Below are 18,721 nucleotides of genomic sequence, written 5' to 3'. Positions count from 1 at the left end.
AACCGACAAAAACAGACACAGCGGAGGTTCGATTCCGACCGAACACTGCCGGAATCGATTCTCCCACTGAGGGTGCCCCAAAATACATTGTTTATCTGATATAACTTCGGGGAGATTGTTCGCTGTTACCGAATAGAAAGTAGTTGTCAAATCTGCTTTCAGACCCACTAACAGTGGATTCTAGAGGTGTTTCGGGATCAGTCGCAGAAGGCAGATTTTGCCGTAATCAAGACTTCCAGCGCTTCATCTAAGCAGAATCAACATATAATTATATGGAGAAAATCCGTTCGCTCAGAGCGAACCGCTATCGGGGATGTCGGATGTTGATCTCGATCTCGTTCTTTTTCCCCAGGAGACGCTCGACGTACTCATCTTCCAGTTGCTCCTTGGTGAGATGTTTCGCCGGGCCCGAGAGACTGATAGCGCCGTGGACGCCCTCCTCGATGCGTTTAATCGGCGCTCCGATGGCGTTGAGACCTTCCAGCGCCTCGCCGATGTTGAACGCGACTTCCTGCTCCCGAATCGTTTCCAGTTCGGCGCGCAGTTCGTCAGGATCGGTGATTGTACTGTTCGTCTTTTCGGGGAGTTGACCGTCGCCGATCAGCGCCTCCCGCCGCTCTTCGGGGAGATGAGCCAGAATCGCTTTCCCCGCCGCCAGGAAGTGGAGTTCGGTAACGCCGCCCTCGCGCGCGTACGTCTGAATCGGTGACTCGCCCTCGACACCGTACAGGTACACCGCTTTCCCCTGCCGTTCGACGATGCACCAGACTTTGTATCCGGTTTCGTCGGCTAACTCTTGCAGACGTGGTTTCGCCACCTGAAACAGGTCCATCTGGTTTCGGGCCCAGATGCCGTAGTCCAGAAACCGATATCCGATCCGGTATTCCCCGTCCTCTCGATGCATAAACCCGTGTGCCTCAAGCGTTTTCAGATGGCTGTGGACGGAGCTCTTGGCCAAATCGAGGTCGGCGGCCAGTTCGGTGACTGTTGCTCCGTTCCGCTCCCTGACGGTCTCGATGATCTCGAGCAGCGTCTCGTCCGATTTGACACCGCCCTTCGTGGTTTTCCGAGCCATACTCGTGCGTGGTGATGAACGATAATAAATATTGATCGGTGATATCGAACGGCGCACTCGTTTGGAAGCCCGTCTCGGGCACCTCCGCAGAGAGACGCGACAGAATCGACAGGCACTCGCCATCCCTCGTGCCCCAAATTATATGTACTAATGAATTATTTGAGACGGTATGGCAGAGAACCCAGTAGCCGACAAAGACTATTCCGTTCTACCGAAGCAGCAGGCGTTCAAGGTCCACGCGCCGGACGCCCCCGACCTGGTCGAGGGTGCGGGAGATAACCTCAAGACCGTCCATTCGGTGATGCTCACGAACGATATGTACGTGACGTGGACCACCGGTCAGCCCGGAGACGTCTTCCCGCTGCACAGCCATATGCCGGAGATGTATCAGATACTGACGACCATCAAAGGCCGGTGCATCTGGTACTACAAGGACAACGACGGCAACGAGCAGTCCATCGAAGCCGGGCCGGGGGACGTGGTGTATCTCCCCGGCGGCGCCGAAAACCGCGTCGAAGTGATCGGCGACGAGGAGCACATCCACATCGGCTCGTACCCGCGGGTTCGCGTGCCGCGCGTCGAGCAGCTCACGGGGATCGTTCCCGACGAGGTGGAGAATCCCAAAGACTTCCGCGTCGGCGTCGACTTCGACAACGTCCGGGATCGGTTCGTCGAGACGGACGACGAGAGCTTCTCGACCGCAGACCACGAGTAACGCCCCGGCAGATGGAAGTCACCACGCTCGATGCGATCCCGGTCAGCGTTCCGAAGGCGACAGCGCTCCGCACCGGCGGGTCGACGGCGTCGACTGCCGGGTCGGCGTCGTTCGATCACGTGCTGGTCCGCGCGGAAACGGCGGGCGGTGTGACCGGCTACGGCGAAGTCGCGCCACACCCGGACTGGCCGAACAGCGGGACGCAGTCGACGGTCCGGTCGGTGATCGAATCGGAGTTCGCTCCCGTCGTCGAGGGGCGACGAGCGGCTCACGTGGCGCGGCTCACCGAGGAACTGGACCGGACGGTCGCCTCGCAACCGTTCGCGCGGGCGGGCGTGGACGCTGCGCTCTACGATGCGTTCGGCAAACACGTCGGCCGGCCGACCTACGAGTTGCTGGGAGGGCCGACGAACACGGACCGATCGCTCCCGCTGCACTACACGATCGGGATCAAAGACCCCGAAGAGGTCCGGGAGGAGGCCTCGGCAGCAGCGGCCGACGGGTTTCGCGCGTTCAAGCTGAAGGTCGGCGCCGACGAACGCTCGGCCGACTGCCGGCGACTCGAAGCCGTCCGCGACGCCTGCCCCGACGCACGGATCCGCGTGGACGCCAACGGCACCTGGTCTGCGGGGGAGTCAGTCCGTGCGATCCGGGAGCTGAACGAAGCCGCCCAGGGGATCGTATTCGTCGAACAGCCAGTCCCCCACGACGATCGGAGCGGCCTCAGGCGCGTCCGCGAGGCGGTCGAACCATCGGTTATGGCCGACGAAGGGTGTTACACGCCGGGCGACGTTGCCACCCTGGCGAGTGCGAACGCTGTCGACGCGATCAACATCAAGCCCGCGAAGGCCGGTGGCCTCTCCGGGGCGAAGCGTGTCGCAGCGACGGCGGCCGCGCACAACCTCCCGTGCTACATCGGGGGGATGTTGGAGCTGAGTGTAGGCGCGGCAGCAGCCGCGCACTTCGCGCTCGCGACCCCGGAGCGAGCGTACCCGACGGGCCTCCTCAATGCAGACGCCGACGGGTCCCTCGTCGAGAACCCCGACCGTTGGAATGCGGCCGGCCCGTCGTTTACCGTGCCGGACGAACCGGGGATGGGCATCGCTGTCGACGCCGACGCCGTCGAGCGATATCGGGTCGACTGAGCAGATACGTCGTCCGTAATCTTGTCGCCGGCGAGGGGACGCATCGCCCATCTATTAGAAAAGTTTAATACATATCGTTATCTCTGTCGGATTGGTATGAGAGCATCTGACAGAGCCAGAGGGATTAGAAACTACGTCGAAAACTGGGCGGAGGTATCTGAAGGCGAAGAGGTCATCGTCGTCGCCGACAGCTACGCCGACGAGGACGTGGTGAGCGAGGTCGCCGCCCAGGCAAGTGCCCAGGGAGCAAACGTCGTCGAGACGTGGATCGACTTCAACCCGATCCAGGCGCAGGGTGGCGGCCCGATCATCGACGAGGCGCTGAAGTCGGCCGACAAGATGCTCCGGATGACGTTCGCCACCAGTCACGACCGCGGGACACAGAAGGCGGTGATGGAGCACGGCCTGGAGATGTACAGCGTTGCGAACCCGAACGATCCGGAGTTTTTCGCCCAAGAGGCGGCGGAGTATCCCGTCGAACTCGTCTTGGAGATCGAAAAGAAGGCGCTCGAACTCGCCCGGGCGGGCTCTGAGATCCACGTGACGTGCGAGAAGGGGACCGACGTGACCGCGACGTACAACCCCGAAGACTGGGGCGGCGACTTCGGGACGGTCCCCGCCGACGAGAAACGACCGGGGACCTACCCGGCGACGTTCCCGGGTGCGATCGCCGGGGTACTCCCCCCGAAGGAGACGAACGGTGTCGTCTACTACGACGCCTTCAGCGGCGTCGGCGTCGGGGACGAACCGATCAAACTGACCTTCGAGGACAACTACTGCACGAACATCGAGGGCGGAAGCACGGCCAACGAACTCGCGGACATCGTCGAGGGGATTCCGAACGTCGGGTTCTGCGAGGAGTTCATGTTCGGGCTCCACCCGAAGGTCCGCGACGCGCCGCTGGATCAAAAGCCGATTCCGAACGAGGCCGAACGGCGGTACGGTAACATCCACATCGCGATCGGGAACATGCGGACGTTCAGTATGTATCCCTTCGAGGAGACGGGCGGCTCGGAGCTCCACCTGGACGGATTCGTCCTGGATCCGACGATCGAAATCGACGGCGAACCGGTGGTCAAGGACGGCAAACTCACCTTCCTCGACGCGCCCGAGATTCGCGAAGTAGCCGCAGAGCACGGCGACCCGGACAAACTGCTCTCTCAAAAATAGACCAATGAGCGACATCACAACCCAAGTTGCCAGCTTCCTCGAACCGCTGGCCGACGACGACGAAGGTATCGAAGTACTCGATCAACAGCTCGCCGACCGACAGTTCGTGTTCGACCTGTCGGACGCCGATCCGTTCGTCCTCGATGCGTCCCTCGAGGAGATCACCTGCGAGTTCGGACGGGTCGAATCGCCCGACCTGGTCAACGATGTCACGCGCGTCGAAGGGGACACGGACTCGCTCCGCCGGATTATGCGTGGCGATGTGTCGCCGCTGGAGGCGCTCAACGAGGGCGACATCTTCATGACGAGTATGATGACCGCCCGGTGTTACAACTACGGCCTCCTGCGCGCGTTCCGGCGTGGTGCGGAGATCAACCCCTGCAGAAAATACGACTGGCAAGAATAGATGTCCCTGCTCTCCGTTCGTGACCTGGAAGTGCACTACGAGGTCGAAGACGGCTACGTCCACGCCGTCGACGACGTCTCGTTCGATATCGAACGGGAGTCACTCGTCGGTATCCTCGGAGAGTCGGGGTGTGGCAAATCGACGCTGTCGAAGTCGATCATCGGTGGCTTAGACGACAACGCCGTCATTCGGTCCGGGGAGATCCTCTTCGACGGGGTTGATCTGACTGAGATCTCCGACGAGCAGATGCGCGAGATCCGGTGGGAGAAAATTGCGTTCATCCCCCAGAGCGCGATGGGGAGTCTGGATCCGGTCTCGACCATCAAAGAACAGCTGTTCGAGACGATCCGTGCCCACAGAAGCGACGTCTCGAAGCAGGAGTGTCTCGAACGGGCAAAGGAAGTGCTCGATCTCGTGGGGATCAGTTCCGGGCGGCTCCGGAGTTACCCGCACCAGCTTTCCGGCGGGATGCGGCAGCGCGTGTTGCTCGCGCTGGCACTCATCCTCGAACCGGAGCTCATCATCGCCGACGAGCCGACGACCGGACTCGACGTGTTACTCCGGGACAAGATTCTCAACGACATCGAAACGTACCGGGACGAATACGGCGTGTCGGCGCTCTTTGTCTCCCACGACATCGCGGACCTCGTCGAGACCACCGAGTATCTGATCGAGATGTACGGCGGAAAGATCACCGAACGGGGACCGAGCAAGCAGCTGTTCGACCGGCCGATCCATCCGTACACGATCGGATTGAAGGGATCGCTCCCGGATCTCCACGAGAACACCGACGAGATGATCGCAATGAAAATGCAACCGCCGAACCTGAAGAACCCCGAAGAGGGGTGTCGGTTCAGGAACAAGTGTCCGTTCGCGGTCGAGGAGTGCCGGACGGCACATCCGGAACTCACGGAGCAACGTGACGGTATCGAGACCGCCTGCTATCGCGCGTCGGAGGCGGAGATGATGCGGGAGGAAGCAAAGACGGTGGACTGGTCCAATGTCTAGCGAACCGCTGGTCGATATCAGAGGGCTGAAGAAGTACTACGCCGCGGAGTCCGGGTTCTTCCGTCAACTCCTGGGCCGGGAAGAGCAGGTGAAGGCGGTCGATGACGTGAATTTCACGGTTGCGGCGGGCGAGACCTTCGGCATCATCGGCGAGAGCGGATCCGGGAAGTCGACGCTCATCGAAACGATGCTCCAGCTCGAACGGCCCACGGACGGCAAGGTCATCTTCGACGGCGAGGACATCTGTGAGTACTCGAGTACGGAGCTGCGATCGTTCCGCGAGCGTGCACAGATGATCTTCCAGGACCCATACGAGACGCTCAACCCACAAAAGACGGTCTTTCAATCCATCGCGGAGCCGCTGAAGAACTTCCGCGATATGGACCACGAGGAGTTGCGGACGAAGGTCAAGACGACACTGAACGACGTCGGTCTCAACCCCGCGGAGGAGTACATCGACCTGTTTCCCGAACAGCTGAGTGGCGGCGAGCGCCAGCGCGTCTGTATCGCTCGTGCCATCGTGTTAGACCCGGACCTGCTGGTCGCAGACGAGCCGTTGTCGATGCTGGATGTCTCCCTGCAGTCGGGCATCCTGCGGCTGCTCGACCGGCTACAGGAGGAACACGGGTTCGCGATGGTCTACGTCACCCACAACCTCTCTGTGGTGCAGTCGGTGGCAGATCGGATCGCCGTGATGTACCTCGGGAAGATCGTCGAACAGGGGACCGCCGAGCAGGTCGTCAACGACCCGAAACACCCGTACACGCGCGCGCTTGTGGCCTGTCTGCCGACACTCACAGGTGACCGCGAACGGGTGTTGCTGCCGATTCCCGAGGACGACGATGACCGCGACATCCCGGGCTGTCAGTTCCACCCGCGCTGTCCCGACGCGATGGAGGAGTGCTCGCGTGCGGTTCCGGCGCTCGACGATAGTCAGACCGACAGACAGGTCGCCTGCTTCCTCCACCACGAGGTGACGGAAGCGGACCGCGACGAGCAACCGTCGGGTGTCGGATCGACGGCCGAATCCGAAAGCCGCGTGACGTCGGAGCCACAGTGATGGGCGGAAAATGAGCGGCCCGTATCCGTTCACCGCACTCGTAAACCAGGAGTCGATGAAGCGGGCGCTCGTCCTCAACGCAGTCAATCCGACGATCGGCGGCGTGTTGATCCGCGGCGAACGCGGCACCGCCAAATCCACCGCCGTTCGTGCTCTGAGCGACGTGCTCCCCGACCAGACGGTCGTGTCCGACTGTCCGTACGGCTGTCCGCCCGACGCGATCGAGCGGATGTGCGAGGAGTGTCGCCGCCGCACTCGACGTGGTGAGTCGCTCCCGACGAAGACGCGCTCGATGCGGGTGATCGACCTGCCGCTCGACGCGACGGAAGACCGTCTCACGGGCACGCTCGATATCGAGCGGGCACTCGGCGGAGGCGAGGCACGGTTCGAACCGGGCGTGCTGGCGTCAGCGAATCGGAACATCCTGTACGTCGACGAGGTGAACCTGCTCGACGACCACCTCGTCGACGCGCTACTCGACGCCGCCGCGATGGGCGAAAACGTCGTCGAGCGCGAGGGGATCTCCCATCGACACCCCGCCGAGTTCATTCTCGTCGGCACGATGAACCCCGAAGAAGGGTCGTTGCGACCGCAGTTGCTCGACCGATTCGGCCTCGTCGTCGACGTCGAGGGCGTCGGGGACGTCGCCGAACGCGTCGAAATCAGCGACCGACGGGCCGCCTTCGAGGCCGACCCCGACGGATTCAGAGCGGAGTACGCGGAGACGGAGGCGGCGCTCGCGCGAGATATCGTCGAGGCCCGCGACCGTCTCGACAGGGTTTCTATCCCCGACGAGACGAGAACGGCGATTTCTGCACGCGCCGTCGACGAGCACGTGCCGGGACTGCGTGGCGATATCGCGGTTCGGCGGACGGCGGTCGCGGCTGCCGCGCTCGATGGGGTCGAAACGGTCGAAGCGCGCCATCTGGAGGAAGCACTGGCCCTCGCGTTACCACACCGACAGGACGGGGACGAACACCGCAGCGAAGACGAGGAAGCGGTCCTGTTGCCTGACGACGTCGACGCCGGCGAGGCCGCCGATACGACCGCAAGCGATCACGAGTCCGACGGTCGCGTCCCAGTCACCGGTGGACGAAACGACCTGATTACCGAGACGGAGTCGACCTATCCGATCGACCGGACGGCGATGCGCATCTCGCAGGATCGGCGGGTCCGCGACGACTACGGGCGTCGGATCCCGTCGAAAGTGCGCTTCCGGAGCGGCCGGTACGTGGGCGCGCGCCGTCGTGACGACGTTACGGACGTTGCAATCGATGCGACGCTCCGGGCCGCGGCACACCGACAGGGAAACGCGGCCGGCGGAGCCGACAGCCAGTTCGAGATCAGAACCGGGGACATCCGGAGCAAGATCCGCGAACACAGCGCGCGGGGCCTCCTCATTCTGGTCGTCGACGCCAGCGGGAGCGTGATGAACGGCTCGAAGATGAAAGAGACCAAACGCGCTGTGCTGTCTCTCATCGAAGACGCGTATCAAACGCGTGACCGCGTTGCAGTCGTGGCGTTTCGCGGACGCGACGCGGAGGTGATCGTGTCGCCGACCCGGAATATCGGTCGGGCGCGGGAGCGCGTTTCGGAACTCCGAGTCGGCGGGAACACGCCGCTGAGTCACGGCCTCGTCGCCGCCTACGAACTCGCCGAGCGAGAGCGACGCCGGGACAGCGAGGCATACCCGCTCGTGGTCCTCTTCAGCGACGGGAAGGCGAACGTCTCCTACGAGGACGGTGCCGAACCGGAGGACGAAGCGCTCCGAATCGCGACCGCACTGGGGAACGCCGATATCGAATCAGTCTACGTGGATACCGGCTACGGACTGAACGACTCGAAGTACTCACTGTGGTCCGATCAGAAGGCACTGGCCGCAAAGCGCGAGGAGTTCGAGTGGAACCGACGGCTCGCCGACGCGATGGGCGGAGAGTATCTCCCGATGATCGAACTACCTGATGGCGATTTCATCCAGCAATGACCAACACTGACTTACAGACTACCGAATCGACGACGGACGGACCGTTTCCGTTCACCGCACTCGTAAACCAGGAGTCGATGAAGCGGGCGCTCGTCCTCAACGCGATCAATCCGACGATCGGCGGCGTGTTGATCCGCGGCGAGCGCGGCACCGCCAAATCGACCGCTGTCCGAGCCCTCAGCGACGTCCTCCCCGAGCAGACAGTCGTTTCCGACTGTCCGTACGGCTGTCCGCCCGATGCGATCGAGCGGATGTGCGAGGAGTGTCGGCACCGTACGCAGGCGGGCGAGTCGCTGCCGACGGAAACGCGCCCGATGCGCGTGGTCGACCTGCCGCTCGACGCGACGGAAGACCGACTCACGGGCACGCTCGACATCGAGCAGGCACTCGGCGAAGGGCAAGCCCGCTTCGAACCGGGCGTGCTTGCGGCCGCGAATCGGAACATCCTGTACGTCGACGAGGTGAATCTGCTCGACGACCACCTCGTCGACGCGCTGCTCGACGCCGCCGCGATGGGCGAAAACGTCGTCGAACGCGAGGGGATCTCCCACCGGCATCCCGCCGAGTTCATCCTCGTCGGCACGATGAACCCCGAGGAGGGATCGTTGCGACCCCAACTGCTCGATCGCTTCGGCCTCGTCGTCGACGTCGAGGGCGTCGAGGACGTCGCCGAACGCGTCGAAATCAGCGACCGGCGGGCCGCCTTCGAGACCGACCCTGCGGGCTTCCGACGGGAGTACGCTGAAACGGAAGCAGCGCTTACGCGGGATATCGTCGATGCACGCGATCGGCTCGATTCGGTTTCGATACCAGTGCCGGTGAAACGTGCCATCGCGGAGACGAACATCCGCCTCGGCGTGGACGGGCATCGCGGCGACAACACGCTCCGGCGGGCTGTCCGCGCCCTCGCGGCGTTCCGTGGTGAGACAACAGTTACCACCGCGATGCTACGGGAGGTCGCCGGGATGGCCCTGGACCACCGGACAGTCCAACTTCCCTTCGAGGAGGAGTCGACGAGTGTCGAGGGTGCGCTGTCGGCGGCCATCGACGAGCACACGACGTGACGGGCGCCCGCCAGGATAGTACTATCACCAAAAATTATATTATATATGCCGCTGTACGCTTGAGGCAGCGGTATATGTGAACCGGACGCACGGGTCCACTTATGACAGAAAATACCAATTCACGACGCAGTCGAGACGGACAGTCGGTCAACAGACGAACAGTGCTTCAGGGTGGCGCAGTCGCGACGGCAGCCCTGCTCGCAGGATGTGGCGGCGGTGGCGGCGGTGGCGGCGTCGAGGGAGAACCAGTCGGCACACAGCAGATCCGCGTGGGGGAACTCTCGAACTTTGTTGATCTCGCAGGGGAGACGGCGAACCAGTGGAGCGAACTCGGCGTCGACTTCGAGCTCGACACGACGACGTGGGGCACGTTCGTGGGCGAGGCATACACGAACACCCCGGAAGACGTGAGCCACACGCCGTGGGGATCGTCGCCGGACCGCGTCGATCCGGACTTCCACCTTTCGACGTACACCTCGGATTCGGCGGTGAACATTTCGGGGTACGAAAACGAGGAGTACGACGACCTGTTCGACCAACAGCGGGCGGCGTACGATCCCGATGAGCGAGCGGAGATCATCGGACAGATGCAGGAGATCCTCCGGGAGGACCTCCCGGAAATCGTGTACGTCTGGCCGAAGGCGACGCTCCCGATCAACACGGGACAGTTCGACATCCAGCCGACGGAGTTCATCGGCGCCCGGACGACGGGGACGATGACCGTGTTGACCGCCGAACCCGTTGGCGACACCAACACCTTAATCGTCGGTGCCCAACAGGAGATTGCGGTCCCGAACCCGCTGGCGCCCAGCTCGAACGACCTCCAGTACCTGCTCAAACTCGCGTACGATACGCCGAGTCGGGTCGGCCTCGACGGCGACCCGATAAACTGGGCCGTCGAGAACTACGACCAGGTCGACGACACGACGATCGACATGACGCTCCGCGAGGGGATGACGTTCCACGACGGGGAGTCCCTCACCGCGGAGGACCTCGAGTTCACGTTCGAGTTCCTCAACGAGTACTCCTTCCCGAAGTACGATCCGTTCCTCAGCGACGTCGAAGGCGCCGAGATGCAGACCGATCTGACGGTTCGGGTCGACCTCGCCCAGCCGAACGTCGCGTTCCTCAACAGCGCGATGACGTTTATGAACATCCTGCCGATGCACATCTGGGAGGACGTCCCGGACGAGGTCGAGCAGCCGGTGAACTGGAACGCAGACGTGGATCAGCTGGTCGGCAGCGGGCCGCTGGAGATCACGGAGATCACCGACACGGAAATCCGGTACGAGGCGTTCGACGACCACTGGGAGACGCCCGCGTTCGACGAGTTCGTCTTCGTCAACCGGGCCAGTATGGAAGCGATCCGGGCGGACTTCGAAGAGCAGAACATCCACATGACGACGTCGTCGCCGCCGCCATCCGTGACCAACAATCTCGCGGATGAAAACGACTACATCAGTAAATCGAGTGCGGCGAGCGTCCTCCAGATGAAGATGAGCTTCAATCTGGGGCAGCAGCCGTTCAGCGATCCGGCGTTCCGTGAGGCGCTGATGCTGGCGACCGATCCGGACCGGATCATCGACGTCTTCTACAACGGCGAGGCCGACGTCGGCGACGGGACGCTGGTGCACCCGCAGTCGTCGTTCTCCGCCGACCTGCAGCCGGTCGAGCGGGATCTCGAAGCCGCCAAACAGACACTCAGGGACGCGGGCTACGAATACGACGACGACGGTCAACTCCACTACCCCGCCGAGTAGCGGCGACAGGAACCCACTATGTCGAATTCACTCACAGAGTTTGTGGCGAGACGGCTCGCGAGTTTCGTCTTTATGTTGTTTTTCATCCTGTCGACGATCTTCGTGCTGTTTCGGGTGATGCCCGGCGATCCGACGGCGGCGCTCCTGACGGGACAGTTCTCCGAGGAGGCGCGACAGGCGATGCTGGAGAACTTCGGATTGACGAGACCGCTCCACGAACAGTATCTCATCTTCATCGCGAACGTGTTTCAAGGGGACTTCGGCATCTCCTTTTTCTACCGCGAACCGGTCGGAGACGTGATCTTCCCCCGGCTAGTCAACACCCTGATGATCATGCTCCCGGCGCTGGGGCTGGTGATGGTGATCGCGTACTTCTGGGGTTCGGTCGTGGGATGGAACAAAGGCACACAGATCGACCGATGGGGGACGTACATCCCGGTGTCGCTCCGGGCAGTTCCTCACTTCATCCTGGGACTGGTGCTTTTGATCACCTTCTCGTACAACCTCGGGTGGCTCCCGACCGGTGGGATGGGTCCGATCGGTGGACGAGACATGTCCCCGCTTGAACAGCTTGCATCTCCGACATTCTACAAGTACGCAGCACTGCCGTTCACGACGGCGCTACTCCATTACATCGCCGATCCGATGATGTTGATGCGGAACAACATCATCGGGGAGCGCGAGAAGGACTACATCGAACTGCACAAACTCAAGGGACTCCACCCTCGAAACGTCCGCCGCCGCGCGGCACGTAACAGTATGCTGCCGCTTCTGACGTGGCTGACGCCGATGATCGGCGTCGCCTTCGGCGGACAGATCCTGATCGAGGTCGTGTTCTCCTGGCCCGGCATCGGTCGAGAACTGGTGTTAGCCGCACAGCGGCAGGATATGCCGGTCGCACAGGCGGCATTCTTCCTCGTGGCTGTCGTGGTGTTGCTGACCAACCTCGTCGTGGACTTGGCATACGGATACTTCGATCCGCGGATCAGTTACGGGAAAACATGAACTACCAAAAATATTACAATTCGGCATCCCGGGCACGGAGCATCGTCTGGGACTTCTTCGAGCCGTTGTTCGAGGACCGATGGGGGCGGTTCGCACTCGCGATACTGGGTATATACGTGCTTATCGGACTCGTCGGGCCGCTGCTTCCCCTTCCGGGTCCGTTCGAGTACATACAGACGCCGTCCGGCGGGACCGCACAGCTCGAATCCCCGAGCAGCGAGTTCCCGCTGGGGACGACGTACTTCGGATACAGCGTGTTGAGCCAGACGATTCACTCGTTCCGGACGTCGCTTTTCGTCGGCGGGTTGTCGGCCATCCTGGTCGTCACCATCGGCGTGAATATCGGTCTGGTCTCCGGTTACTACGGCGGTGTCATCGACACCATACTGATGGGCCTGACGGATATGGCGTACGGGCTGCCGTTTTATCCGATGGCGATCATCCTCGTTGCGATCTTCGGATCGGGACTCCACATCATCGCCGTCGTGATCGCGCTGCTCTTCTGGCGGTCGGTCGCGAGGGTCACACGCTCGGAAACGTTGTCGCTGAGAGAGCGCGAATTCGTGAAAAGCGCCCGGGCAGCAGGATCGTCGGATCTGAAGATTATGTACTACCACCTGCTGCCGAACCTGCTTCCGCTCATCCTGATTTACTTCGTGTTTGCGATCACGTGGGGAATCCTGCTGGAGGCCAGTCTCAGCTTCATCGGGCTGGGGAACCCCGATACGGTCAGTTGGGGGCTGATGCTCCACGAAGTGTTCGGCTCGGGCGAACTGACCCGTGCGTGGTGGTGGGTGGTCGCCCCGAGCGTCACGCTGTGGCTGTTCATCTGGTGTCTGTACGTCGTCGCACGGACGCTCGAGGACAGCGCGACGGTCTCCGCGAAAGGCGGAGCGTAGTCGTCGACCGCTCCCGCTTCCGCGGCTATTCTTTCGATAGTTCCCGTCCACCTGTTGGAGTTGTCGCTTCCGAAGGCGAGATTGGACTGGTCGTTTGCGAGGGCGAGATCCAGTGCGCTCTGTGATGACGGGTTTGCTCGTTCGATCAATCAGGGCCGTGCAGTCACCAGGCTCAGGACGCGTCGAGCACTTCGAGTACGTCGACCGCCTTCGAAAACGGTGAGGCTCCGGGGTCGAACGACAGCCGATTCACCGTTCGGAAAGCGCATATTCGCGCTCCGACTGATATGCTTCGATCGTCCGCTGAATGTCGACGAGCGCCGAAAGCAGCGGATAGTTGTCCTCGAAATCCAGATAGAGATAGGTCGGGATGTCGGGAGCCTCCGGCGTGAGATTGAACACGTCTCGTTGCCGCTTGATCGCCGTCTGACGGTCGCCGGCGATTCGGTCGACCTTCGTCGCGAGCAGCCGCAACCGGTTCCATTCGGCTTCGAGTGCTCCGTAGCTCTCCGTTCCGGAGCACTCAGGGGAGAAGGTTCGGAGTTCGTCGGTTATCGGCCGGAGTCTGTTTTCGACCGCGCCGACGGAGTCGGCTTCGATTTCGAGCGTCTGCAGGAATTGGTCACGTTCGCGCCGACACTGGCGTATCTTCTCCCGTAGCGCTGTCTTGAGGCGCTGGTCGAAACAGTTCCCTTCGGTGAGAAGCAGTCCCACTTCCGGACCGAATTCTTCGGTGACGCTCTGTTCGTAGGTATCGCCGTACTCTGCGTCGTAGTGAGGGACGCTCATGACGGTGGACTCGTAGGCATTTCGTACGCTATCGAGTCCCACCGTCCGTTCCACTTGCAGCGGCTGTGTGACCCCCGCGGCGTGATCCGGTTTCGTCGGCTCGATGGATTCGAGACGGGACCGAAAATCGTCGAACGCTTCGCGTTCGTCTCTCAGACACCGACGTTCCTGCTGGATCGAGGACCGGAGTGTGTCCAGGAGAGACAGAATCCCCTCCGTTTCGAGAACTGGCTCGGGAACCATAGTGAGAGATGGACTTGAAATGTAGTAAACTTTTATTATTTTCAAGCCTGATGAGCCCTCATTTTTGTACTCGGCACGGAACAGTTCGCGGTGGTCACTTCCGCCGTCGTAACTGAACGCGACTGTGACCGCAGAGCGCTGGGAAGGGAGTTTATGAAACGCTGGTCCGGATAAGAGTGCGGGCACAACGAGCAGTAAAAAGTAAACCACTATCTGTCGTCTTTGGCGCCCAAGATCAATATAAACTAATTTATATTTATGTGTAGCTATATGATAATTTTATTTTGTTCTTTTCCAAAACCCATCAAGTAGAGTTGTCCAGCAGTGGTGAGATCGTTCGGTTATATCCATATTTGGGCGTTTAGGCCATCAAGATAACAATGGATATCAGTTTTGTATTGTTTTCAGTGGGAGAGAAGAAGCTTGCGTAAAGTGCGAATATATAACTATTCTGTTATATGTTTTATTCTGATTAATCTTCCCGTCCGCTCGTACCCACTATCGACAACAGAACCGACAAGGAGTGGATTCGATTCGGCTCTCTCCCGGTAATCGAGGCGAATACCTGATACTGATCACTCTCGTCTCTTCCCGTCGAGCGCAGCCTCCGTTGACGGCGCTCGGCGGGAAACAGTGAGAGTAAGCAGTATGCGAGCCCGACCCCGAGGGTGAAGCCCGCACCGAAGTACGTTCGGTCGTTCGATCTCCCGGTCACCCGTCTCACACTCTCAAGTCGACTTCTCATCGTGCCGTAACGGCTCCTCGCGGCCGGAGCCTTTTGTACGAAGCCGAACGAGGTCCCACCGTGAGCGGGAATCGAGCGGAGGTAACGGAACTGACCCGTCGGCTCGTGTCGATTCCGAGCCACGCCGAGGAGACGGCCGCGGGCGACGAGATCGAGGCGTGGCTGCGCGCGGAGACCGACGCGACTGTCCGGCGTGACGACCACGGCAACGTCTTCGCGCAGCGGGGAGAAGGCGCGGCCTCGCTGGCGCTCGTCGGCCACCACGACGTCGTCGCGCCCGACGACTCGCAGGTCGAATCCGAGGCGGAGAATGACGGTGAGACCGCATACTTCGTCGAGGAGCGCGACGGGCGGTTGTACGGCCGCGGGACGGCGGATATGAAAGGCTCGCTGGCGGCAGCGATGTGCGCGTTCCGCGACGCCGATCCCGCGGGTGAACTCGTTTTCGCCTCCTTCGTCGGCGAGGAGGCGGGCGGCGTCGGCGCGCGCGCCGCCATCGACGACGGGTTCGCGCCCGACTACGCCGTCGTCGGCGAAGGGTCGACGAACTACGCGGGCGCAGATCAGACCGACGTCGCCGTCGCCCACCACGGCCGGCGGGGATCGACGCTCACTGCCCGTGGCACGGCCGCGCACGCCAGCGAGCCCGAAGCGGGCGAGAACGCGGTTTATCGCGCCTGCGACGCGGTGGACGTCGTGCGCGGCCTCGACGCGCCGTCGACGGAGGTTCTCGGTGAACACGTCCGCGGGAGCGTCGTCGTGACCGAAATCGAGGGGGGATCTGCGTGGAACGTCATCCCGGAAACCTGTTCGGTGACGGTCGACGAGCGCACCGTGCCCGGCGAGCGCACTCCGCTCGAACGCGCCGAGCAGATAGACGGGGTCGAATGGACCGTCGATCAGGACCTCCCGCCGATGGCCTGCGACGACGAGGCGTTCGCCGACGCCGCACTCGCCGCGGCCGACGCGGCCCAGGCGGCGCCGCCCGAGCGCGTGACCAAACCACACGCGACCGACGCCGGGTGGCTCGCGGCCGCCGGGACGACCTGCCTCGTCGCGGGCGCTGCAGCACCCGGGGAGGCACACACCGCCACCGAGAGCGTCTCGATCGACGCGCTGCAGCGGTGTCGTCGGCTCTATCAGACGCTCGCGGAGCGGTGGCCCGAGGGACGAAACTGAGGAGAGAGCGGGAGAAACGCGCTACAGGTGCTGCGGCTCCGGCGCCGGCGGCATCGACCGCTTGTGGGCGCTCCGTTCGTAAAGTTCCACGACCCGCTCGATCTGCGCTTCGGTGACGTCGAGATGGCGAACGGTGGCGGCCGTCGACAGCGGCCCGTCGACGTGGAGCGCGAGGATCGCATCCAGCGTGTCGTAGTCCAGTCCCATCTCCGCTTCGTCGGTCTGGCCGGCCCACATCTCCGCGGAGGGGGTCTTCGCGACCAGTTCTTCGGGGACGCCGAGCGACGCCGCGAGCTGTCGGACCTGCTGTTTGTAGAGGTTGCCGATCGGGTGGCAGTCGACCGCACCGTCGCCGTACTTGGTGAAGTAGCCCGTCAGCGCCTCCGAACGGTTGCCGGTCCCGAGGACGACCTTGTTCTCGTAGTTCGCCACGAAGTAGTTCATCACGGCCCGCGTCCGGACGTAGACGTTGCCGGCGGCCGTCCGGTCGTCTTCGGCCTCGGGGAACGCCTCGAAGAACGCCTCCGCGATGGGCTGGATCTCCACGACGTCGTAGGTGATCCCGAGCTCCTGTGCGACCCATTCGGCGTCGCTCATATTGTCCTCGGTGTTCACCACGCTCGGCATCACCAGCCCGTGGACGCTGTCGGCGCCGAGCGTCTCGACCGCCAGGTACGCGACGGTCGTGCTGTCGATGCCGCCCGAGAGGCCGAGCACCGCCCCTTCGGCGCCCGCGTCGTCGACGACGTCGGCGATGAAGGTGGTGAGATGCTCCACCGTCGATTCGAGCTCCGGATCGGAGAGTCTCAGATCCAGCGGTGCGTCCTCGGCGAGAACCGCCTCTTGCGTAGTCATCGACAGTCAGTACCGACTCGGGACACTAATACTCACCTCTTCCGGTTGATATATGAACGATCGTATACTTCCGCGCGCTATTTTACCGGATTCATCCACAGAATCGCGAACCGCCGGCCACGTTGTGATACTTGCGAAACCAGCGTGAGCAGATCGAGCGGCAGCTATCGTAGTGATTGCAACTGATTATTCATCCGATCGCACGCTGTCGTACGATCGTGTGAACGAAGACTCGCAAACGCTCCTATAACAACTGCACGCCAGGGAGCCTCGCTGCGATGACCGACAGCTTATGTTTTTGCATCGACTTGATGTAACCACGTCGTCCGAACGTGAAAACGACTACCGCTCCCGACGGGCGGAGAGATAGCCGCTCTCTCGGTCCGTCTCGGACGACCCTTCGGATCACACAATGAACCTTCGTACCCTGGGATCGTACACGCTCGGTGCGATCGTTGTCGTCTTCGTCGGCTCGCTTCTCGTCGGGCAACTGCTCGGACAGCCCGTACTCTTGGCGTTCGTCGAAACCGGGAGTATGTCGCCGACGCTCGAACCCGGAGACGGCTTCATCGCTGTGCCGGCCGAGATTGCGGGCCCGGTCGAGGAGGGTGACGTCGTCACGTTCCGTGCGGAAACTCTCAACGGCGGCTCACTCACTACCCACCGTGTCGTCGACGAGACGAGCAGCGGATTCATCACAAAGGGGGACGCGAATCCCGTGACTGATCAGGACGGCGACGAGCCGCCGGTCGAACGCGACCAGATCGTCGCCAAGGCGCTTCAGGTCGGCGGGACCGTCGTCGTCATCCCCAAAGTCGGCGTGCTCGTTACCGGCGTCAACGACCTCCTCACGACCACCCAGCGCACGCTGGCGACGATGCTCGGAACGCGGGCCCTCCTCGGAACCCAGGGATTGGCGTATTTGCTGTTCGCCATCGGCGTGCTGTCGTACGTCGTGAGCGCGGTGCTCGCCTCGGAGAAACGGGAACGGCGGACGAGACGGGAGACCGGCGTGCTCGACGCACGGCTCGTGATAGTCGGTCTCACCGCCGTCCTGGTGCTGATTCTGACGTTGAGTATGGTCGCCCCTGCCGGCGCACAGACGTTCACCTTCGTCAGCTCGCAGTCGGACGCACCGGGACCGAGCGTGATCCCCACTGGAGAAAGCGAGAATCTGACGTACGTGGTCCCGAGCAACGGGCTCGTGCCGACGGTCGTCTACCTCGAACCGGGTAGCGAGGGGATCAACGTCACCCCACAGCGGTTGTACGTCGGCAGCGGGGGCCAGGCGAACGCGACCGTGACGATCTCAGCCCCGCCCGAGACGGGGAGTTACGAACGGACACTCGTGGAACATCGCTACCTGGCACTGCTCCCACGGCCGATCATCCACGGGCTGTACACGGTCCATCCGTGGCTCCCGGTACTGGCGATCAACGCCCTCGTCGGACTCGGCTTCGTGGGAATCGCATCCGCGGTCGTCGGCTGGGGGGCGATCCGCGTGGACTCCCGCACCAAACAGCCGTTACTGCGGCGACTGCGCCGGTGGTTTCGGTGATCGGTGGACGGGCCGGACGTCGAATCACTCGGATGTCGAATCACTTGGACGTCGAATCACT

The 18,721-nt window shown here is 62.3% G+C and carries 16 protein-coding genes; 13 read left to right on the top strand and 3 right to left on the bottom strand.

The features are described from left to right. Nucleotides 1–304: 304 nt before the first annotated feature. Nucleotides 305–1,075, bottom strand: coding sequence for an IclR family transcriptional regulator (locus RJT48_RS14080; protein ID WP_311172972.1), 771 nt, complete (start codon nt 1,073–1,075; stop codon nt 305–307). 169 nt (nt 1,076–1,244) lie between these two features. On the opposite strand from RJT48_RS14080, the gene RJT48_RS14075 reads away from it, so the two are divergent. The 11 genes from RJT48_RS14075 to RJT48_RS14025 all read left to right on the top strand — a co-directional run bounded on the left by RJT48_RS14075 (nt 1,245) and on the right by RJT48_RS14025 (nt 13,291). Beyond that, entirely contained in the window at nt 1,245–1,790 is a 546-nt protein-coding gene (locus tag RJT48_RS14075) for a cupin domain-containing protein (protein WP_311172971.1), read from the top strand. Between the two features lie 11 nt (nt 1,791–1,801). After that, entirely contained in the window at nt 1,802–2,935 is a 1,134-nt protein-coding gene (locus RJT48_RS14070; RefSeq protein ID WP_311172969.1) for a mandelate racemase/muconate lactonizing enzyme family protein, read from the top strand. Between the two features lie 96 nt (nt 2,936–3,031). Next, nucleotides 3,032–4,105 (top strand): 2,5-dihydroxypyridine 5,6-dioxygenase NicX family protein, encoded by a 1,074-nt coding sequence (locus RJT48_RS14065; RefSeq protein ID WP_311172968.1) that lies wholly within the window; start codon nt 3,032–3,034, stop codon nt 4,103–4,105. 4 nt (nt 4,106–4,109) lie between these two features. Beyond that, nucleotides 4,110–4,511 carry a hypothetical protein gene (locus RJT48_RS14060; RefSeq protein WP_311172967.1) on the top strand — a complete coding sequence of 134 codons (402 nt, stop codon included), beginning with the start codon at nt 4,110–4,112 and terminating at the stop codon, nt 4,509–4,511. Continuing rightward, nucleotides 4,512–5,519, top strand: coding sequence for an ABC transporter ATP-binding protein (locus RJT48_RS14055; protein WP_311172966.1), 1,008 nt, complete (start codon nt 4,512–4,514; stop codon nt 5,517–5,519). It abuts the gene before it with no gap. Beyond that, on the top strand, nt 5,512–6,579 hold the full coding sequence (locus RJT48_RS14050) for an ABC transporter ATP-binding protein (protein WP_311172965.1): 1,068 nt from the start codon (nt 5,512–5,514) through the stop codon (nt 6,577–6,579). The genes RJT48_RS14055 and RJT48_RS14050 overlap by 8 nt, the downstream gene beginning before the upstream one ends. A 10-nt stretch (nt 6,580–6,589) precedes the next feature. After that, nucleotides 6,590–8,563 carry a VWA domain-containing protein gene (locus RJT48_RS14045; protein ID WP_311172964.1) on the top strand — a complete coding sequence of 658 codons (1,974 nt, stop codon included), beginning with the start codon at nt 6,590–6,592 and terminating at the stop codon, nt 8,561–8,563. Beyond that, nucleotides 8,560–9,627 carry a magnesium chelatase ATPase subunit I gene (locus tag RJT48_RS14040; RefSeq protein ID WP_311172963.1) on the top strand — a complete coding sequence of 356 codons (1,068 nt, stop codon included), beginning with the start codon at nt 8,560–8,562 and terminating at the stop codon, nt 9,625–9,627. Before RJT48_RS14045 ends, RJT48_RS14040 begins: the two co-directional genes overlap by 4 nt. Before the next feature lie 101 nt (nt 9,628–9,728). Beyond that, the gene (locus RJT48_RS14035) at nt 9,729–11,387 is read left to right on the top strand and encodes an ABC transporter substrate-binding protein (RefSeq protein ID WP_311172962.1); all 1,659 of its coding nucleotides are present in this window, start codon (nt 9,729–9,731) and stop codon (nt 11,385–11,387) included. An 18-nt stretch (nt 11,388–11,405) separates the two neighbouring features. Then, nucleotides 11,406–12,392, top strand: a complete 987-nt coding sequence (locus RJT48_RS14030; protein WP_311172961.1) for an ABC transporter permease — start codon at nt 11,406–11,408, stop codon at nt 12,390–12,392. After that, entirely contained in the window at nt 12,389–13,291 is a 903-nt protein-coding gene (locus RJT48_RS14025) for an ABC transporter permease (protein ID WP_311172960.1), read from the top strand. Before RJT48_RS14030 ends, RJT48_RS14025 begins: the two co-directional genes overlap by 4 nt. A gap of 249 nt (nt 13,292–13,540) precedes the next feature. On the opposite strand, the gene RJT48_RS14020 is transcribed toward RJT48_RS14025, so the two are convergent. Next, complete coding sequence (locus RJT48_RS14020; protein ID WP_311172959.1) at nt 13,541–14,323, bottom strand: DUF7260 family protein; 783 nt, start codon at nt 14,321–14,323, stop codon at nt 13,541–13,543. An 805-nt stretch (nt 14,324–15,128) separates the two neighbouring features. Here RJT48_RS14020 and RJT48_RS14015 point away from each other — a divergent pair. Further along, entirely contained in the window at nt 15,129–16,247 is a 1,119-nt protein-coding gene (locus RJT48_RS14015; RefSeq protein ID WP_311172958.1) for a M20 family metallopeptidase, read from the top strand. A gap of 21 nt (nt 16,248–16,268) precedes the next feature. Here RJT48_RS14015 and RJT48_RS14010 read toward each other — a convergent pair whose 3' ends face one another. Further along, nucleotides 16,269–17,102: an NAD+ synthase gene (locus RJT48_RS14010; protein ID WP_311172957.1), complete on the bottom strand. Its 834-nt coding sequence runs from the start codon at nt 17,100–17,102 to the stop codon at nt 16,269–16,271. Nucleotides 17,103–17,514: 412 nt separating this feature from the next. Here RJT48_RS14010 and RJT48_RS14005 point away from each other — a divergent pair, with 412 nt between their 5' ends. Then, nucleotides 17,515–18,660 carry a signal peptidase I gene (locus RJT48_RS14005; protein ID WP_311172956.1) on the top strand — a complete coding sequence of 382 codons (1,146 nt, stop codon included), beginning with the start codon at nt 17,515–17,517 and terminating at the stop codon, nt 18,658–18,660. The last annotated feature ends 61 nt before the right edge of the window (nt 18,661–18,721 follow it).

This window comes from Halobellus ordinarius (assembly GCF_031823395.1).
In the GTDB taxonomy this organism is placed as follows: Archaea; Halobacteriota; Halobacteria; order Halobacteriales; family Haloferacaceae; genus Haloquadratum; species Haloquadratum ordinarius.
This window is presented reverse-complemented; position numbering and strand designations above follow the sequence as displayed.

Coding starts and splice junctions, on each gene's coding strand:
- RJT48_RS14060 (WP_311172967.1), top strand. CDS start 4,110: ATGAGCGACATCACAACCCAAGTTGCCAGCTTCCTCGAACCGCTGGCC.
- RJT48_RS14050 (WP_311172965.1), top strand. CDS start 5,512: ATGTCTAGCGAACCGCTGGTCGATATCAGAGGGCTGAAGAAGTACTAC.
- RJT48_RS14040 (WP_311172963.1), top strand. CDS start 8,560: ATGACCAACACTGACTTACAGACTACCGAATCGACGACGGACGGACCG.
- RJT48_RS14055 (WP_311172966.1), top strand. CDS start 4,512: ATGTCCCTGCTCTCCGTTCGTGACCTGGAAGTGCACTACGAGGTCGAA.
- RJT48_RS14045 (WP_311172964.1), top strand. CDS start 6,590: ATGAGCGGCCCGTATCCGTTCACCGCACTCGTAAACCAGGAGTCGATG.
- RJT48_RS14025 (WP_311172960.1), top strand. CDS start 12,389: ATGAACTACCAAAAATATTACAATTCGGCATCCCGGGCACGGAGCATC.
- RJT48_RS14010 (WP_311172957.1), bottom strand. CDS start 17,102: ATGACTACGCAAGAGGCGGTTCTCGCCGAGGACGCACCGCTGGATCTG.
- RJT48_RS14075 (WP_311172971.1), top strand. CDS start 1,245: ATGGCAGAGAACCCAGTAGCCGACAAAGACTATTCCGTTCTACCGAAG.
- RJT48_RS14070 (WP_311172969.1), top strand. CDS start 1,802: ATGGAAGTCACCACGCTCGATGCGATCCCGGTCAGCGTTCCGAAGGCG.
- RJT48_RS14020 (WP_311172959.1), bottom strand. CDS start 14,323: ATGGTTCCCGAGCCAGTTCTCGAAACGGAGGGGATTCTGTCTCTCCTG.
- RJT48_RS14080 (WP_311172972.1), bottom strand. CDS start 1,075: ATGGCTCGGAAAACCACGAAGGGCGGTGTCAAATCGGACGAGACGCTG.
- RJT48_RS14030 (WP_311172961.1), top strand. CDS start 11,406: ATGTCGAATTCACTCACAGAGTTTGTGGCGAGACGGCTCGCGAGTTTC.
- RJT48_RS14005 (WP_311172956.1), top strand. CDS start 17,515: ATGAACCTTCGTACCCTGGGATCGTACACGCTCGGTGCGATCGTTGTC.
- RJT48_RS14035 (WP_311172962.1), top strand. CDS start 9,729: ATGACAGAAAATACCAATTCACGACGCAGTCGAGACGGACAGTCGGTC.
- RJT48_RS14065 (WP_311172968.1), top strand. CDS start 3,032: ATGAGAGCATCTGACAGAGCCAGAGGGATTAGAAACTACGTCGAAAAC.